At 64.7% G+C, this 17,311-nt stretch carries 13 protein-coding genes; 9 read left to right on the top strand and 4 right to left on the bottom strand.

Going from position 1 to position 17,311, the window contains the following annotated elements; translation table 11 throughout:
* Positions 1–625, bottom strand: a 625-nt coding sequence (locus tag GRF61_RS01390) for a tetratricopeptide repeat protein (protein WP_169148955.1), incomplete at its 3' end; no start/stop codon positions are given.
* A gap of 226 nt (positions 626–851) precedes the next feature.
* Here GRF61_RS01390 and cysS point away from each other — a divergent pair.
* The gene (gene cysS, locus GRF61_RS01395; protein WP_169148956.1) at positions 852–2,234 is read left to right on the top strand and encodes a cysteine--tRNA ligase; all 1,383 of its coding nucleotides are present in this window, start codon (positions 852–854) and stop codon (positions 2,232–2,234) included.
* Positions 2,235–2,366: 132 nt separating this feature from the next.
* Here the strand turns inward: cysS and dnaJ are convergent, their stop codons facing one another.
* The 3 genes from dnaJ to grpE all read right to left on the bottom strand — a co-directional run bounded on the left by dnaJ (position 2,367) and on the right by grpE (position 6,182).
* Entirely contained in the window at positions 2,367–3,491 is a 1,125-nt protein-coding gene (gene dnaJ / locus GRF61_RS01400) for a molecular chaperone DnaJ (RefSeq protein WP_169148957.1), read from the bottom strand.
* 92 nt (positions 3,492–3,583) lie between these two features.
* Complete coding sequence (dnaK, locus tag GRF61_RS01405) at positions 3,584–5,515, bottom strand: molecular chaperone DnaK (RefSeq protein ID WP_169148958.1); 1,932 nt, start codon at positions 5,513–5,515, stop codon at positions 3,584–3,586.
* A gap of 103 nt (positions 5,516–5,618) precedes the next feature.
* Entirely contained in the window at positions 5,619–6,182 is a 564-nt protein-coding gene (gene grpE, locus GRF61_RS01410) for a nucleotide exchange factor GrpE (RefSeq protein WP_169148959.1), read from the bottom strand.
* A gap of 211 nt (positions 6,183–6,393) precedes the next feature.
* On the opposite strand from grpE, the gene GRF61_RS01415 reads away from it, so the two are divergent.
* The 8 genes from GRF61_RS01415 (at position 6,394) to rpsA (ending at position 17,305) form a co-directional block, all read left to right on the top strand.
* On the top strand, positions 6,394–6,603 hold the full coding sequence (locus GRF61_RS01415) for an oxidoreductase-like domain-containing protein (RefSeq protein ID WP_169148960.1): 210 nt from the start codon (positions 6,394–6,396) through the stop codon (positions 6,601–6,603).
* Positions 6,604–6,705: 102 nt separating this feature from the next.
* A complete protein-coding gene (gene gyrA, locus GRF61_RS01420; protein ID WP_169148961.1) occupies positions 6,706–9,336 on the top strand; it encodes a DNA gyrase subunit A in 2,631 nt (876 codons plus the stop codon).
* A complete protein-coding gene (gene serC / locus GRF61_RS01425) occupies positions 9,333–10,430 on the top strand; it encodes a 3-phosphoserine/phosphohydroxythreonine transaminase (RefSeq protein WP_169148962.1) in 1,098 nt (365 codons plus the stop codon). Before gyrA ends, serC begins: the two co-directional genes overlap by 4 nt.
* 18 nt (positions 10,431–10,448) lie before the next feature.
* Entirely contained in the window at positions 10,449–11,513 is a 1,065-nt protein-coding gene (pheA, locus tag GRF61_RS01430; protein WP_169148963.1) for a prephenate dehydratase, read from the top strand.
* A gap of 22 nt (positions 11,514–11,535) precedes the next feature.
* Positions 11,536–12,648: a histidinol-phosphate transaminase gene (hisC, locus tag GRF61_RS01435; protein WP_169148964.1), complete on the top strand. Its 1,113-nt coding sequence runs from the start codon at positions 11,536–11,538 to the stop codon at positions 12,646–12,648.
* Positions 12,649–12,653: 5 nt separating this feature from the next.
* Complete coding sequence (locus GRF61_RS01440; RefSeq protein ID WP_169148965.1) at positions 12,654–13,547, top strand: prephenate dehydrogenase/arogenate dehydrogenase family protein; 894 nt, start codon at positions 12,654–12,656, stop codon at positions 13,545–13,547.
* A gap of 5 nt (positions 13,548–13,552) precedes the next feature.
* Positions 13,553–15,505 (top strand): bifunctional 3-phosphoshikimate 1-carboxyvinyltransferase/cytidylate kinase, encoded by a 1,953-nt coding sequence (locus tag GRF61_RS01445; RefSeq protein ID WP_169148966.1) that lies wholly within the window; start codon positions 13,553–13,555, stop codon positions 15,503–15,505.
* A gap of 93 nt (positions 15,506–15,598) precedes the next feature.
* A complete protein-coding gene (rpsA, locus tag GRF61_RS01450; RefSeq protein ID WP_133592760.1) occupies positions 15,599–17,305 on the top strand; it encodes a 30S ribosomal protein S1 in 1,707 nt (568 codons plus the stop codon).
* Positions 17,306–17,311 lie beyond the last annotated feature (6 nt).

Consider the following 17,311-nt stretch of genomic DNA (forward strand, 5'->3'; position numbering starts at 1 on the left):
GAGTTACAGGCGCAACAGGGGCTGCCGCCGGTTTCGGTTCGGCCTTTGCCTCCGGCGCCGGTTTCTCCACCGCCTTCTCGGGCGGTTTCTCCGGCAGGACGGGCGCGGGCAGGGCTGCTGCCAGCTGTTGCGGTGGCGGTGCGGAAGCCGCTGGCGTCATTTCTGCCAGCAGCGCAAGCCGGGCGGATTGCTCCCCGCTCTTGGCGCTGTCTATCTGCAGCGCCTTGCCATAGGCCTGCGTGGCGAGTTGGGCGTAGAGGTCTCCCAGATTCTGATGCGCGGTGGCGTAGCTGGGGTGCGTGCGCAGCGCTCGTTCCAGCGTTGTCCGGGCCTTGTCGTACTCCTTCTGCTGGGCGTAGAGCACGGCGAGGTTGTTGTAGGGCTCGGGCAGGGCGGGAAAGTCCTGTGTCAGCTGCTGGAAGACGGCGATGGCTTCGCCGCGCTTGCCCAGTTCGGCCAGCGCAACGCCTTTCAGGAAGCGCGGTTGCGGATCGCGGGGGCTGGCAGAGATCAGTTTGTCCGCCCGGGAGAGGGCTTCGGCGGGCTTGCCTGCACGAATGAGGGACTGCATCTCCTTGACGCCGTCGGCCGCCTGGACAGGCGCCATACCGACGAGCAAGGCCACGCTCAACGCGCCCGAGGCGAGGGAGGGGCGGATTCTCATTGTGCTATACTGCTTTGATATTCAGAGAATATGCGGAGAACGGAACGGGGCATTTTATCAATACCCCCACACTCCCACAATCAAGAGCCTCCCCCGCGTGAGGCTGGAGCAGGGCGGGTCCGGTCGGGCCCGCTTTTTTTCGCGGGTTTCATCCGACTTGTTGTCCTTATCTGTTTGGTCCGACGGCATGCTTTCCATCTACAACACCCTCTCGCGCAGCAAGGAAGTTTTCCAACCCATCGAGCCTGGCAAGGTGCGGATGTACGTTTGCGGGATGACGGTGTATGACTACTGCCATCTCGGCCATGCCCGGGTGATGGTCGCTTTCGACATGGTGGCGCGCTGGCTGCGGGCGAGCAATTATGCGGTGACCTATGTGCGCAACATCACCGACATCGACGACAAGATCATCCGCCGTGCCGGCGAAAAGGGCGAGAGCCTGCGGGCGCTGACAGACCGTTTCATCGCGGCGATGCATGAAGATGCCGACGCCCTCGGCGTGCTGCGGCCGGATCACGAGCCCCGGGCCACCGACTACATCGCCAGCATGACCACGCTGATCGAGCGTCTGCAGCAGAAGGGCCTGGCCTATGTGGCGGCGAACCAGGACGTCTGCTACGCGGTGCGCAAGTTCCCCGGCTACGGCAGGCTCTCCGGCAAATCGCTGGACGAACTGCGCGCCGGCGAGCGGGTGGATGTGGCGGGCGACAAGCACGATCCGCTGGACTTCGTACTGTGGAAGCATGCCAAGGCAGAGGAGCCGGCGGATGCCAAATGGGCCTCGCCCTGGGGCGAGGGACGGCCAGGCTGGCACATCGAGTGCTCGGCGATGAGCTCCGATCTGCTCGGCGAGCATTTCGACATCCACGGTGGCGGACAGGATCTGCAGTTTCCCCACCATGAGAACGAGATCGCCCAGTCCGAAGGTGCGCATGATCACGCCTTCGTCAACTACTGGATGCACAACGGTTTCGTGCGGGTGGACGACGAGAAGATGTCGAAGTCGCTCGGTAACTTCTTCACCATCCGCGACGTGCTGAAGAAGTACGACGCCGAGGTGGTCCGCTTCTTCATCCTGCGAGCCCATTACCGCAGCCCGCTGAACTACTCCGACGCCCATCTGGAAGACGCCCGCAGTGCGCTGACGCGGCTCTATACCGCCCTGAAGAACGTGGCGGCGGCCGACGGGGAGGTGGATTGGGAGGAGGCCCATGCCCAGCGCTTCCGTGCCGCGATGGACGACGACTTCAACACCGCGGAGGCGGTCGCGGTGCTGTTCGATCTCGCCAACGAGGTGAATCGCGGCACTTCCGCAGCGTTGGCGGGGCAACTGCGTGCGCTGGGTGGCGTGCTGGGGCTGCTGCAGCGCGAGCCGCTCGCTTTCCTGCAGGCGGAGGTCGGGGAGGCGGATGGCGTGGATGCTGCGGCCATCGAGAAGGCGATCGCCGAGCGGGCAGCAGCGAAGAAGGCGAAGGATTATGCCGCCGCCGACCGTATCCGCGCCGAGCTGCTGGCCACGGGCGTGATACTCGAGGATTCGGCAGCCGGGACGACCTGGCGGCGCGCCTGAGTGAGGCGGTTGTACTGAGCCGGCGCTGCTGAGGCGGATAGCGGCAGGTATCTGCGCAGGGCGGAGCGCGGATGCAAAAAAAGGGGAGGCAGCTTGCCTCCCCTTTTTGTTGACCTCGCGGCCGCAAGCCACTTAGGTGGCGAAAAAATCCCGCACCTTGTCCATCCAGGACTTGGCCTTGGGGTTGTGGCGTTCGGCGTCGCCACTGGAAACATCCTCGAACTCCCGCAGCAGTTCCTTCTGGCGGTCGGTGAGGTTCACCGGGGTTTCCACCACCACGTGGCACATCAGGTCGCCAGGTGCCTGACTGCGCACATTGCGGATGCCCTTGCCGCGAAGGCGGAAGACCTTGCCGCTCTGGGTTTCGGCGGGAATCTTCAGGCGGGCCATGCCGTCCAGTGTCGGAATCTCGATCTCGCCGCCCAGGGCCGCGGTGGTGAAGCTGATCGGCATCTCGCAGTGCAGATCGTCGCGGTCGCGCTGGAACACCGCATGCTGGCGAATGTGGATCTCGACGTAGAGGTCGCCCGGAGGGCCGCCATTCACGCCGGGTTCGCCGTGACCGGCGTGACGCAGGCGCATGCCTTCGTCGATGCCCGCGGGGATCTTCACTTCCAGCGTCTTCTGCTTCTTCACCCGGCCGGCGCCGTTACAGTCGCGGCAGGGGTCGGGAATGATGCGGCCGCTGCCGTGGCATTTCGGGCAGGTCTGCTGGATGGAGAAAAAGCCCTGCTGGATGCGGACCTGGCCGGCGCCGCCGCAGGTGGGGCAGCTCTTGGCCTGGGTGCCGGGCTTGGCGCCGCTGCCGTGGCAGGTCTCGCATTCCTCGACGGTGGGGATGCGGATGGTCTTCTCCGCGCCGCGAGCGGCTTCCTCTAGGGTGATCTCGAGGTTGTAGCGCAGGTCGGCGCCGCGATAGACATTGGAACGGCCCCGTCCGCCGCCGCCTCCACCGCCGAAGATGTCGCCGAAGATGTCGGAAAAGGCGTCGGCGAAACCGTCGAAGCCCTGCTGGCCGCCGCCCATGGAGGGATCGACGCCGGCATGGCCGTAGCGGTCGTAGGCAGCCTTCTTCTGGGGGTCGGAAAGCATCTCGTAGGCTTCCTTGGCCTCCTTGAATTTTTCCTCGGCTTCCTTGTTGTCCGGATTGCGGTCCGGGTGGAACTTCATGGCCAGCTTGCGGTAGGCCTTCTTGATCTCGTCGTCGCCGGCATCGCGATTGACGCCGAGGACTTCGTAGTAATCCCTTTTCGACATGGTTTCTCGCTCAGGCTACGTCATGCAAAGGCCGAGCGAGCACCGGAGAGGCTCCGGCGCAAGCTCGGCCAGGGGTACTGCCCGGCGGGGCCTTACTTCTTGTCCTTCACCTCGGTGAACTCCGCGTCCACCACGTCGGCGTCGTCAGCCTTGCTGCTGCTGGAGCCGCCGGCCGCCGCGCCCGGCTGGGCGCCGCCTTCCGCCTGAGCCTGGGCATACATCTGCTCGCCCAGCTTCTGGCTGGCCATGGCGAGTGCCTGGCTCTTGGCTTCGATGGTGTCTTTGTCGTTGCTCTTCAGCGCTTCTTCGGCCTCGGCCAGGGCGGTCTCGATCTTGGCCTTCTCGTCGGCCGCGACCTTGTCGCCGTGTTCGGCCAGCGCCTTCTTCACCGAGTGCACCAGGGCGTCGCACTGGTTGCGGGTGTCCACCAACTCGTGGGCCTTCTTGTCTTCCTCGGCGTGCGCGGCGGCGTCCTGCACCATGCGTTGGATCTCGTCCTCGGACAAGCCGGAGTTGGCCTTGATCGTGATCTTGTTCTCCTTGCCGGTGGCTTTGTCCTTGGCCGACACGTGCAGGATGCCGTTGGCGTCGATGTCGAAGATGACTTCGATCTGGGGCGTGCCGCGCGGTGCCGGCGGGATGCCCTCCAGGTTGAACTGGCCCAGGCTCTTGTTGCCGGAGGCCATCTCGCGCTCGCCCTGCAGCACATGGATGGTGACCGCGCTCTGGTTGTCGTCGGCGGTGGAGAACACCTGGCTGGCCTTGGTCGGTACGGTGGTGTTCTTCTGGATCAGCTTGGTCATGACGCCGCCCAGGGTTTCGATGCCCAGCGACAGCGGGGTGACGTCCAGCAGCAGCACGTCCTTCACCTCGCCCTGCAGCACGCCACCCTGGATGGAGGCGCCCACGGCCACGGCTTCGTCCGGGTTCACGTCACGGCGCGGATCCTTGCCGAAGAACTCCTTCACCTTCTCCATCACCTTGGGCATGCGGGTCTGGCCGCCGACCAGGATGACGTCGTCGATGTCCGAGACCTTCACGCCGGCGTCCTTCAGCGCGACGCGGCAGGGTTCGATGGAGCGCTCGATCAGGTCTTCCACCAGGGATTCGAACTTGGCGCGGGTGATCTTCAGCGCCAGGTGCTTCGGGCCGGTGGCGTCAGCGGTGATGTAGGGCAGGTTGATTTCGGTCTGGGCGCTGGAGGACAGCTCGATCTTGGCCTTTTCGGCGGCTTCCTTCAGGCGCTGCAGCGCGAGCACGTCCTTCTTTAGGTCCACGCCCTGTTCCTTCTGGAACTCGGTGACGATGTAGTCGATGATGCGCTGGTCGAAATCCTCGCCGCCGAGGAAGGTGTCGCCGTTGGTGGCCAGCACTTCGAACTGGTGCTCGCCGTCGAGGTCGGCGATCTCGATGATGGAGATGTCGAAGGTGCCGCCGCCGAGGTCATACACCGCGATCTTGGAATCGCCCGGCTTCTTGTCCATGCCGAAGGCGAGCGCGGCCGCGGTCGGCTCGTTGATGATGCGCTTGACTTCCAGGCCGGCGATGCGGCCGGCGTCCTTGGTGGCCTGGCGCTGGCTGTCGTTGAAGTAGGCCGGCACGGTGATGACCGCCTCGGTCACTTCCTCGCCGAGGTAGTCCTCGGCGGTTTTCTTCATCTTGCGCAGCACTTCGGCGGAAACCTGCGGCGGGGCGATCTTCTTGCCACGCACTTCCACCCAGGCGTCACCGTTGTCGGCCTTGGTGATGGTGTAGGGCATCAGGTCGATGTCCTTCTGCACTTCCTTCTCTTCGAAGCGGCGACCGATCAGGCGCTTGACCGCGAACAGGGTGTTCTTGGCGTTGGTGACCGCCTGCCGCTTGGCCGGCGCGCCGGTCAGGATCTCGCCGTCTTCCGCGTAGGCGACGACGGACGGCGTGGTGCGCGCGCCTTCAGAGTTCTCGATGACCTTGGGCTTGCCGCCTTCCATCACGGAAACGCAGCTGTTGGTGGTGCCGAGGTCGATGCCGATGATCTTGCCCATGATTGTTTTCCTTTCAGATTTCCGGATTCGTTGAGGACCGGCCTGCGCCGTCCGACTTGATTCGAATATGGGGTGCCGACGGGCGCTTTCAAGCCGCCGTCGTTCAGCCCTTTGCCTTGGAAACGACGACCAGGGCCGGGCGGATCACGCGCTCATGCAGCAGATAACCTTTCTGCAGCACGTTGATGACGGTGTTGGGCTCGCCCTCGGCCTCGATCGCGCTGATGGCCTGGTGCTTGTTCGGGTCGAACTTCTGGCCGAGCGGGTTTTCTTCGCTCAGGCCGGCGCCTTCGAAGGCGGAAACCAGCTGCTTGAGGGTGAGTTCGACCCCTTCGCGCATCTTCTCGACGGTCTGGTTCTCCACCGCCAGCGCGGCTTCCAGGCTGTCCTTCACCGGCACCATGGCGCCAGCGAACTTCTCGGCGGCGAATTTGGAGGCCTTGGCGATGTCTTCCTGGGCCCGGCGGCGGATGTTCTCGCCCTCGGCCTTGGCGCGCAGCCAGGCGTCGTAATGCTCTGCTGCCTTCAGCTCCGCCTGGCGCAGACTTTCTTCCAGGCTGGGCATGATTTCCGCCTGATTCGTTTCCTCGCTGGCAGGAGCCTCGACGGGCGCCGCCTGTTGCTCGAGTTCCGCTGTCGCCTTGGGGGTCTGATTCGGATCCTGCATGTCTGCTCCCTAATTTACGTCTTCCACGGGCGGGTACGTGGGGGCGCGAAAAGTGTTTTCAAGAGCCAGATGGGAACTTTTTTCGCCGTGCTAGATTTGCGTTCCCCATTCTTGCGGCAGCACTGCCCGTCTAACTGCGATGTCATTTTCATCCGCCGGCGCGCCGGCTTCCGGTGTCTTGGGGCTGCCAGCCGATCTGCTGGCCCGGCCCATGCGCAATCTGGCCGAAGCCGAGGCGCTGGTGGCGGCCGTGCAGGCCGCACTCGCGGGGCAGGTCCAGTTCCTGCGGTCGCCCCCGCCGGTGCCGACGACCTGTTGCGGCCGTGGATGCAATGGGTGCGTGTGGGAGGGCTACTACCGCGCGCTGCAGTTCTGGCGTGAGGATGCGGTGGCGCTACTGATGCACAGGGGAGCCCTTTGAGCGGTCGAGCGGGGCGGCTCTGGCAGGGCGGCCGGCCGGCAGGTGGCGCCGCGTGTTAAGATCGCACGCTTTTGGTTCACGCGGGTTCTACCGCCTTCGAGCATGACACAGTTCGCCAAGGAAACGCTGCCGATCAGCCTCGAGGAGGAGATGCGCCACTCCTACCTGGATTACGCGATGAGCGTGATCGTGGGGCGGGCGCTTCCGGATGCCCGGGATGGCCTCAAGCCGGTACATCGACGCGTTCTTTACGCGATGCACGAACTGTCGAACGACTGGAACCGGGCTTACAAGAAATCGGCCCGTATCGTCGGCGACGTCATCGGTAAATACCACCCGCACGGCGACTCCGCTGTCTACGACACCATAGTCCGCATGGCGCAGGATTTCTCCCTGCGCTACATGCTGGTCGATGGCCAGGGCAACTTCGGTTCGGTCGACGGCGACAACGCCGCGGCGATGCGTTACACCGAAATCCGCATGGCCCGCATCGGCCATGAGCTGCTGGCGGACATCGATAAGGAAACCGTCGATTTCGGCCCCAACTACGACGGTTCCGAGAAAGAGCCGCTGATCCTGCCGGCCCGCATCCCCAATCTGCTGATCAACGGTTCGTCCGGCATCGCGGTGGGTATGGCGACCAACATTCCGCCGCACAACCTGGGCGAGGTGGTGGATGCCTGCCTGAAGTTGCTGGCCGAGCCGGAAACCGACATCGAGGCGCTGATCCAGATCGTCAAGGCGCCGGACTTCCCCACCGCCGGCTTGATCTACGGCCTGCACGGGGTGCACGAAGGGTATCGCACCGGCCGCGGCCGGGTGGTGATGCGCGCCCGCACCCATTTCGAGGACATCGGCAAGAACAGCGACCGCCAGGCGATCATCGTCGACGAGCTGCCCTACCAGGTGAACAAGCGCACCCTGCTGGAGCGCATCGCCGAGTTGGTGAACGAGAAGAAGGTGGAGGGCATCAGCGAGATCCGCGACGAGTCGGACAAGTCCGGCATGCGGGTGGTGATCGAGCTCAAGCGCAACGAGATGCCGGAAGTGGTGCTGAACAACCTGTTCAAGCACACCCAGCTGCAGGACACCTTCGGCATGAACATGGTGGCGCTGGTGGATGGCAAGCCGCGCCTGCTGAACCTCAAGCAGATGCTGGTGTGCTTCTTGGAGCACCGTCGCGAGGTCGTCACCCGCCGCACCATCTTCGAACTGCGCAAGGCGCGCGACCGCGGCCACATCCTGGAAGGCCTGGCAGTGGCGCTGTCCAACGTGGACGAGATCATCGCCCTGATCAAGGCGGCGCCTACGCCGGCCGACGCCAAGCGCGGCCTGATGGAGCGCACCTGGCGCTCGCCGTTGGTGGAAGAGATGCTGGCTCGCGGCCTGGCCGACAGCTACCGGCCGGAAGGGCTGGATCCGCTGTTCGGCCTTTCCGACCAGGGCTACCGCCTGTCCGACGTGCAGGCCCAGGCCATCCTGGAACTGCGCCTGCAGCGCCTGACCGGCCTGGAGCAGGACAAGATCGTCGCCGAGTACCGCGAGGTGATGGACATCATCACCGACCTGCTGGACATCCTGGCGCGGCCGGAGCGCATCACCGCGATCATCGTCGAGGAACTGGAGGCGATCCGCACCCAGTTCGGCGATCCGCGCCGTTCAGAGTTGGTGATGAGCACCTCCGAGATCAATATCGAAGACCTCATCACGCCGGAAGACATGGTGGTGACGCTGTCCCACACCGGCTACTTCAAGCGCCAGCCCTTGGCCGACTACCGCGCCCAGCGTCGCGGTGGTCGCGGCAAGCAGGCCACCTCGATGAAGGATGAAGACTTCATCGACCACCTCTTCGTCGCCAACACCCACGACACCGTGCTGTGTTTCTCCAGCCGTGGCCGGGCCTACTGGCTGAAGGTGTACGAGGTGCCGGAAGGCGCCCGCAACTCCCGCGGCAAGCCCATCGTCAATCTGTTCCCGCTGGTGGAAGGGGAGAAAATCACCGCAGTGCTGCCGGTGCAAGCCTTCGACGAGGAGCACTTCGTCTTCATGGCCACCTCCGAAGGCACGGTGAAGAAGACCGCGCTGACCGCCTTCGCCAACCCGCGCAAGGCGGGCATCATCGCGGTGGACCTGGACGATGGCGACCACCTGATCGGCGTCGCCATCACCGATGGCCAGTGCGATGTGATGCTGTTCTCCGACGCCGGCAAGGCGGTGCGCTTTGCCGAGAGCGACGTGCGGCCGATGGGCCGTGGTGCGCGTGGCGTGCGCGGCATGACGCTGGAGGATGGCCAGAAGGTCATCGCCATGCTGGTCGCCAAGGGCGAAACCCAGTCAGTACTCACCGCCACCGAAAACGGTTACGGCAAGCGCACGCCGGTGGCCGAGTACACCCGCCACGGCCGTGGCACCAAGGGCATGATCGCCATCCAGACCTCCGACCGTAATGGCCGTCTGGTCGGCGCGGTGCTGGTGGACCCGACCGACGAAGTCATGCTGATCTCCACTGGTGCGGTGTTGATCCGCACCAAGGTGCAGGACATCCGCGAACTCGGCCGCGCTACCCAAGGCGTGACGCTGATCAATCTGGACGAAGGCACTTACCTTGCCGGCATCGAGAAGGTCGCGGAGTCCGAGGCCGATGAACTGGAAGACGGCGAACTCGGCGGCGAAGAAGGCGAAGGCCAGGAGGGCGCGGCGCCCGAGGCTGGCGACGAAGGGAGCGAAGCATGAGCCGCGTGTGGAATTTCAGCGCCGGACCGGCCGCGCTGCCGGAAGAAGTGCTGCGCCAGGCCGCGGAGGAAATGTTGGACTGGCATGGCGCCGGCATGGGCGTCATGGAGATGAGCCACCGCGGCAAGGAGTTCGTCTCCATCGCCGAGGCTGCCGAGGCCGACCTGCGCGAACTGATGGCGGTGCCGGACAACTACAAGGTGCTGTTCATGCAGGGCGGGGCGATCGGCGAGAACGCCATCATTCCGCTCAACCTGATGGGCAGCAAGGGCAGGGCGGACTATGTGCTGACCGGCTCCTGGTCGGTGAAGTCGCGCAAGGAGGCCTTGCGTTACGGTGACGTGCACGTGGCCGCCACCTCCGAGGCCAGCGGCTACACCACCGTGCCGCCGTTGGAAAGCTGGCAGCTGTCGGCCGATCCGGCCTATCTCTTCACCTGCACCAACGAGACCATAGGCGGGCTGGAATACCCCTTCGAGGTGGATCTCGCCCGCATCGGCCGTGCGGAGGTGCCCGTGGTGGCGGATGTTTCCTCCCACATCCTGTCGCGGCCGGTGGACGTCTCTAAATACGGGCTGCTGTTCGGCGGCGCGCAAAAGAACATCGGCCCGGCCGGTCTCACCATCGTCGTCGTGCGTGATGACCTGCTGGGTCACGCCGCAGCGCATTGTCCCAGCGCCTTCGACTACAAGACGGTGGCCGAAGCCGGCTCGATGTACAACACGCCGCCGACCTACGCCATCTACATCGCCGGCCTGGTGTTCCAGTGGCTGAAGCGCCAGGGCGGCGTCGCCGGCATCGAGCAGCGCAACATCGCCAAGGCGAAGCTGCTGTACGGCTTCCTGGACAGCTGCGAGTTCTACCAAACCCGGGTGGATGCCAGCTGCCGCTCGCGCATGAACGTGACCTTCTTCCTGCGCGACGAATCGCTCAACGACGCTTTCCTCGCCGCAAGCAAGGAAGCCGGGCTGGCCCAGCTGAAGGGCCACAAATCGGTCGGTGGCATGCGCGCCTCCATCTACAACGCCATGCCGCTGGAAGGCGTGCAGGCGCTGGTGGATTTCATGCGCGACTTCGCCGCGCGCAAGGGCTGAAGGCGAGGGGAGGGCGGCATGAGCGACGAACTGCTGAATCTGCGCAAGCGCATCGATCAACTGGACGGCGAGATACTGGCGCGCCTGGCGGAGCGGGCGCAGTGCGCGCAGCGCATCGGCGAAGTCAAGCAAGGCAATCTCTATCGCCCAGAGCGGGAGGCGCAGGTGCTGCGCCGCCTGGGCGACGCCAACCCCGGCCCGTTGCCGGACAAGGCGGTGCAGAAGATCTTCCGTGAGATCATGTCCGCCTGCCTGGGGCTCGAGAAGCCGCTGCGGGTGGCTTACCTCGGCCCTGCCGGAACCTTCTCCGAGAGCGCCAGCCGCAAGCATTTCGGCAGCGCGCCGGACTTCCTGCCGCTGGCGTCGATCGAGGACGTGTTCCGTGCGGTCGAGGCCGGCCACGCCGACTATGCGGTGGTGCCAGTGGAGAACTCCACCGAGGGCGCGGTGAACGTCACCCTGGATCTGCTGCTGGCGAATCCGTTGAAGATCTGCGGCGAACTCAAGCTGCGTATCCACCAGCATCTGCTGTCGCGCGCGGTTGAGCTGGGGGCGGTCAAGCGCCTGTATTCCCATTCCCAGTCGCTGGCTCAGTGCCACGAATGGCTAAACCGTAACCTCGGTGGCGTGCTGAGGGTGCCGGTGGCGAGCAATGCAGAGGCGGCCCGCCTGGCTTCGGAGGACCCCGAATCCTGCGCCGTTGCCGGCGAGGCGGCGGGCGAGTTGTATGGCTTGAACAAGCTGGCGGCTAACATCGAGGACGCGCCAGACAACACCACCCGTTTCCTGGTGATTGCAACTCATGATGCCGGCCCCTCCGGCGACGACAAGACCTCCTTTGTCTTCTCCGCGCGTAATCGTCCCGGTGCCATGCACACGTTGCTGGAGCCGCTGGCCCGGCACGGGGTGGACATGACCAAGCTGGAGTCCCGGCCCGCCGGCGGTGGCTTGTGGGAATACGTGTTCTACGCTGATGTGAAGGGACACCGTGAGGAGCCGGCGGTGGCCGCCGCCCTGAATGAACTGGACGAGCGCGCGGCCTTCGTGAAGGTGTTGGGCTCCTACCCCGTCGCCGCGATCTGAACCCCGAGGACAGGAGTTGCGCATGAGCGTCGCCAGCCGCGCCCCGGAATACATCCGCGCCATCCGGCCCTATCAGCCGGGCAAACCGACCTCCGAGCTTGCGCGGGAAATGGGCATGCCGGAGTCCGGCATCGTCAAGCTTGCTTCCAATGAGAATCCGCTGGGCATGAGCCCGGCCGCCCGGCAGGCCATCGTCGATGCGCTGGCCGAGGTGGCGCGCTACCCCGATGGCAATGGTTTCGCGCTGAAGGCGGCCTTGTCCGCCCGGCATGGTGTGAGGCCGGAGCAGATCGTGCTCGGCAACGGCTCGAACGACATCCTCGAACTGGTTGCCTCCAGCTTCCTGCGGCCGGGCGATGCGGCAGTGTTTTCCCAGCACGCCTTCGCCGTTTATCCGTTGGCGACTAACGCCGCCGGTGCGCGTTGTGTGGAAGTGCCGGCCGTGGCCTACGGGCATGACCTGGACGCGATGGCGGAAGCCATCGATTGCGACACCCGCGTCGTCTTCGTCGCCAATCCCAACAACCCCACCGGTACCTTCCTGCCGGGCGAGACGCTGGAAGCCTTTCTGCAGAGAGTGCCGGCGGACGTGCTGGTCGTGCTGGACGAAGCCTACACCGAATATCTGGCGCCAGCGCAGTGCTACGACGCGATCGCCTGGCTGGCCCGTTTCCCCAACCTGCTGATTTCCCGAACTTTTTCCAAGGCCTACGGCTTGGCCGGACTGCGCGTTGGCTATGCCTTCGCCCACCCGGACGTCGCCGACCTGATGAACCGGGTGCGCCAACCCTTCAATGTCTCCAGCTTGGCGCTGGTGGCGGCCGAGGCGGCCTTGGGCGACCAGGAGTTCATTGCCCGCAGTGCCGATCTCAATCGCCGCGGCATGGCGCAGATCAGCGCGGCACTGGACGAATTGGGCCTGGAGTGGATTCCCTCCGCTGGTAACTTCCTCACCTTCCGCGCCGGCAAGGCTGCTGCGGTGGATGCGGCCTTGCTGCGCCAGGGGGTGATCGTGCGCCCCATCGCTGGCTACGGCATGCCCGAGTGGCTGCGGGTGACCATAGGTCTGCCGGAGGAAAACCTGCGCTTCATCGATGCGCTGCGGGCGGCGCTCGCCGAAACCAGGGCAGGCTGACGTACATGGCTTTGCTCGGCAAACTGGTTGTCTGTGGGGTCGGCCTGATCGGCGGCTCGGTTGCGTTGGCGCTCAAGCGTGCTGGCGCGGTGGAGCGAGTGGTGGGCGTCGGCCGCAGTCCGGCCGCGCTTGAGCATGCGCTCGCGCTGGGCGTGATCGACGAGATCGCGCAGGACTGGGCTGGCGCGCTGCAGAACGCCGATATGGTCCTGCTGGCGGCGCCGGTGGGGCAGACCGACGCCATCATGGAGGCGATGGCGCCGCATCTTGGCTCGGATACGCTGATTACCGATGCGGGCAGCACCAAGCGGGACGTGATCGAGGCGGTGTATCGCCGCCTGGACGCGCATCTCGCCCACGTTGTGCCGGCGCATCCCATTGCCGGGGCCGAAAAGAGCGGAGTGGACGCGGCCTTCGCCGAACTCTACGTCGGGCGTCGGGTGGTGCTGACGCCGCTGTCGGAGAACGACCCGACCGCGGTCGAGCGGGTCCGGGCCATGTGGCAGGCTTGCGGCGCGACCGTGGTGGACATGGCGCCGCAAGAGCATGACCGGGTATTCGCCGCCGTCAGCCACCTGCCACACCTGCTCGCCTTTGGCCTGGTCCATGACCTCGCCGGCCGCGCCAACGCCGAGTTGCTGTTTTCCCACGCTGCCAGCGGGTTCCGCGATTTCACCCGTATCGCCGGCAGCCATCCCGAAATGTGGCGCGACATCTGCATGGCGAACCGGCAGGCGCTGCTGGCCGAACTGGATCAATACCTGGCTGAACTGGCCTACCTGCGCGCGCTGTTGCTGGGTGGCGAGGCCGACCGCCTGGAAAAACTGTTCGAAGAGGCCCGGCGTGCACGCAACGCCTGGGCCGAGCGCAACGCGCCGCCGCCGATTACCGCGGAGTAAATGACATGGAGTTTCTCGATCTTCCCCCGCTGCTGGGGGCGCGCGGCTGCGTGCGCCTGCCGGGGTCCAAGAGCATTTCCAACCGCGTTCTGCTGCTGGCGGCGCTGGCGCGGGGCGAGACCGAAATCCGCGACTTGCTCGCTTCGGACGACGTGGACCGGATGCTGGACGCCCTGCAGCAACTAGGGGTGACCTGGCGATGCGAGGAGGATGGCCGCTACCGGGTGAGTGGCACCGGCGGCACGCTGCCGGTCAAGCAGGCGGACCTGTTCCTCGGCAATGCCGGCACCGCTTTCCGTCCGCTGACCGCGGTGCTCGCGCTCGCAGGGGGCGACTATCGGCTCTCCGGCGTGCCCCGGATGCACGAACGGCCCATCGGCGACCTGGTCGATGGGTTGCGGCAACTCGGCGCCGAGATCCACTACGAAGGACAGGAGGGTTTTCCTCCCTTGCGCGTGAAGCCGGCGGAGATACGCGCGGGCCGTGTGGTGCAGGTCCGTGGCGACGTATCCAGCCAGTTCCTGACCGCCCTGCTGATGGCGCTGCCACTGACCGGCGAGGAGACGGTGGTCGAAGTGGTGGGCGAATTGATTTCCAAGCCCTACATCGCGATTACCCTGGCGCTGATGCAGCGTTTCGGTGTCACCGTCGAACGGGAGGAATGGCAGCGCTTCATCGTGCCGGGCAAAGCCGTCTATACCAGTCCTGGCAGCATCTACGTGGAAGGCGACGCTTCGTCTGCCTCCTATTTCCTTGCGGCAGGCGCCATCGGTGGCGGGCCGGTACGGGTTGAGGGCGTGGGGCGTAACAGCATCCAGGGCGATGTTCGTTTCGCCGAAGCGCTGGCTGAACTGGGCGCGACCGTAAACATGGGCGAGAACTGGATAGAAGCCAGCGCACCGGCGAATGGCCGCCTGCGCGCCTTCGATCTCGACCTGAATCACATCCCGGACGCAGCGATGACGCTGGCGGTCGCCGCACTTTTCGCCGACGGTCCCTGCACCCTGCGCAACATCGCCAGCTGGCGGGTCAAGGAAACCGACCGCATCGCGGCGATGGCCACTGAGCTACGCAAGCTGGGAGCGGAAGTAGACGAGCGGCCGGACAGCCTGCGCATCGTCGCGCCGGCGGTGCTGCAGCCTGCGGCGATAGACACCTACGACGATCACCGCATGGCGATGTGCTTCTCGCTGGCAGCATTGGGCGACTGCGACATCCGCATCAACGATCCGCGCTGTGTGAACAAGACCTTCCCGGGCTACTTCGATGCCTATGCTGAGGTCACCACGCCGGTGCCGGTGGTGGCGATCGACGGCCCGTCCGCCTCCGGCAAGGGCACGGTCGCTGCGCGCGTTGCAGAAGCGCTCGCCTACAACTACCTGGACAGCGGCTCGCTGTACCGCCTCGTCGCGCTCGCCGCGATGCGCGCCGGAGTGGCGCTGGACGATGAGCCTCGCCTGGCTGCGTTGGCCGCGACGCTACCGGCGCGTTTCGAGGGGGGGAGGGTGTGGTTCGACGCCGACGACGTTACGGACGATATCCGCACCGAAGCGTGTTCCGCAGGCGCGTCCAAGGTGGCTGTGCTGGGCGCGGTGCGTGCCGCCTTGCTGGACCGTCAGCGCCACTACCGGCGAGCCCCCGGCCTGGTGGCCGAAGGGCGAGACATGGGCTCGGTGGTATTCCCTGACGCGGCTCACAAGGTCTTCCTGACGGCATCGGTGGAGTCCCGCGCTGAACGGCGCTATAAGCAGTTGATGGAAAAGGGCTTGCCTGCTACTATGGAAAGTCTTTTACAGGACCTCCGGGACAGGGATGCGCGCGATGCGGCCCGCTCGGTAGCGCCCCTGTTGAAGTTGCCGGACGCGGTTCTCCTCGATACGACCTCCAAAGGCGTTGAGGAGGCTGTGGCTTTCGTCGTTGATTTCGTCAGGAATCCTGCGGCCGAAGCTGCCGGCTGAAAACGTGGTGCCCAGCCGGCTGCGAGCCGGCCGCATCGGTGTTCAATTCACATACATCGCTGCCCGCAAGGGTAGTTTTGGGTTCTTTTCCTTATGTCCACTGCCACTCCTGTTTCCTCCCAGGAAAGTTTTGCCGCCCTCTTCGAAGAAAGCCTTGCACTGCAGGAAATGCGTGCCGGTGAAGTCATCACCGCCGAAGTCGTGCGCATTGACCAGAATTTCGTGGTCGTCAATGCCGGCCTGAAGTCCGAAAGCTATGTGCCCATCGACGAGTTCCGCAACGACCGCGGCGAACTCGAAGTCAATCCGGGCGATTTCATCCACGTCGCCATCGAGGCGCTGGAAGACGGCTATGGCGAGACCCGCCTGTCCCGCGACAAGGCCAAGCGCATTGCTGCCTGGAATGATCTCGAGAAGGCGCTGAACGAGGGCACCCTGGTGAAGGGCGTGATCACCGGTCGCGTCAAAGGTGGTCTGACCGTCATGACCAACAGCATCCGCGCCTTCCTGCCGGGTTCGCTGGTGGACATGCGTCCGGTCAAGGACACCTCCCCGTACGAGGGCAAGGAATACGAGTTCAAGGTCATCAAGCTCGACCGCAAGCGCAACAACGTGGTCGTCTCCCGCCGCGCTGTGCTCGAAGAGTCCATGGGCGAAGAGCGCCAGAAGCTGCTTGAAAACCTTAAGGAAGGTACCGTCGTCAAGGGTATCGTCAAGAACATCACCGACTACGGTGCGTTCGTTGATCTGGGCGGTATCGACGGCCTGCTGCACATCACCGACCTGGCCTGGCGCCGTGTGCGTCACCCGTCGGAAGTGCTCAACGTCGGCGACGAAATCGAAGCCAAGGTGCTCAAGTTCGACCAGGAAAAGAACCGTGTTTCCTTGGGTCTGAAGCAACTGGGCGAAGATCCGTGGGTCGGCATCTCCCGCCGCTACCCGCAGGGAACCCGCCTGTTCGGCAAGGTCACCAACATCACCGACTACGGTGCTTTCGTTGAAGTCGAGCAAGGTATCGAAGGTCTGGTTCACGTGTCCGAAATGGACTGGACCAACAAGAACATCCATCCGACCAAGGTCGTCCAGCTGGGCGACGAAGTCGAAGTGATGATTCTCGAGATCGACGAAGACCGTCGCCGCATTTCCCTGGGCATGAAGCAGTGCATGTCCAACCCGTGGGACGATTTCGCCATCAACCACAAGAAGGGCGACAAGGTCCGCGGCCAGATCAAGTCCATCACCGACTTCGGCGTGTTCATCGGCCTGGAAGGCGGCATCGATGGTCTGGTGCACCTGTCCGATCTGTCCTGGAGCGAAACCGGCGAAGAGGCCGTGCGCAAGTTCAAGAAGGGCGACGAAGTCGAAGCCGTGGTGCTGGCGATCGACGTCGAGCGCGAGCGCATTTCGCTGGGCATCAAGCAGCTGGAAGGCGACCCGTACACCAACTTCATCGCAACCCACGAGAAGAACAGCCTGGTCCGCGGCACCGTGAAGTCAGTGGAAGCCCGTGGTGCGGTGATCTCTCTGGGCGACGAAGTCGAAGGCTACCTGCGTGCTTCCGAAGCGGCTGCCCATCGCGTGGATGACCTCACCACTGTGCTGAAGGAAGGCGACGAGGTCGAGGCCCTGATCATCAACGTGGATCGCAAGACCCGTTCGATCAACCTCTCCATCCGTGCCAAGGACCAGGTCGAGCAGTCCGAAGCGATGAACAAGCTTGCGTCGGAAAGCTCCGCTGCCAGCGGCACCACCAACCTGGGTGCCCTGCTCAAGGCCAAGCTGAACGAACAAAAGCAGTAACTCGAC

Source organism: Azoarcus sp. TTM-91 (assembly GCF_012911025.1).
Lineage (GTDB): Bacteria > Pseudomonadota > Gammaproteobacteria > Burkholderiales > Rhodocyclaceae > Azoarcus.

Coding starts and splice junctions, on each gene's coding strand:
- cysS (WP_169148956.1), top strand. CDS start 852: ATGCTTTCCATCTACAACACCCTCTCGCGCAGCAAGGAAGTTTTCCAA.
- dnaJ (WP_169148957.1), bottom strand. CDS start 3,491: ATGTCGAAAAGGGATTACTACGAAGTCCTCGGCGTCAATCGCGATGCC.
- dnaK (WP_169148958.1), bottom strand. CDS start 5,515: ATGGGCAAGATCATCGGCATCGACCTCGGCACCACCAACAGCTGCGTT.
- grpE (WP_169148959.1), bottom strand. CDS start 6,182: ATGCAGGATCCGAATCAGACCCCCAAGGCGACAGCGGAACTCGAGCAA.
- GRF61_RS01415 (WP_169148960.1), top strand. CDS start 6,394: ATGCGCAATCTGGCCGAAGCCGAGGCGCTGGTGGCGGCCGTGCAGGCC.
- gyrA (WP_169148961.1), top strand. CDS start 6,706: ATGACACAGTTCGCCAAGGAAACGCTGCCGATCAGCCTCGAGGAGGAG.
- serC (WP_169148962.1), top strand. CDS start 9,333: ATGAGCCGCGTGTGGAATTTCAGCGCCGGACCGGCCGCGCTGCCGGAA.
- pheA (WP_169148963.1), top strand. CDS start 10,449: ATGAGCGACGAACTGCTGAATCTGCGCAAGCGCATCGATCAACTGGAC.
- hisC (WP_169148964.1), top strand. CDS start 11,536: ATGAGCGTCGCCAGCCGCGCCCCGGAATACATCCGCGCCATCCGGCCC.
- GRF61_RS01440 (WP_169148965.1), top strand. CDS start 12,654: ATGGCTTTGCTCGGCAAACTGGTTGTCTGTGGGGTCGGCCTGATCGGC.
- GRF61_RS01445 (WP_169148966.1), top strand. CDS start 13,553: ATGGAGTTTCTCGATCTTCCCCCGCTGCTGGGGGCGCGCGGCTGCGTG.
- rpsA (WP_133592760.1), top strand. CDS start 15,599: ATGTCCACTGCCACTCCTGTTTCCTCCCAGGAAAGTTTTGCCGCCCTC.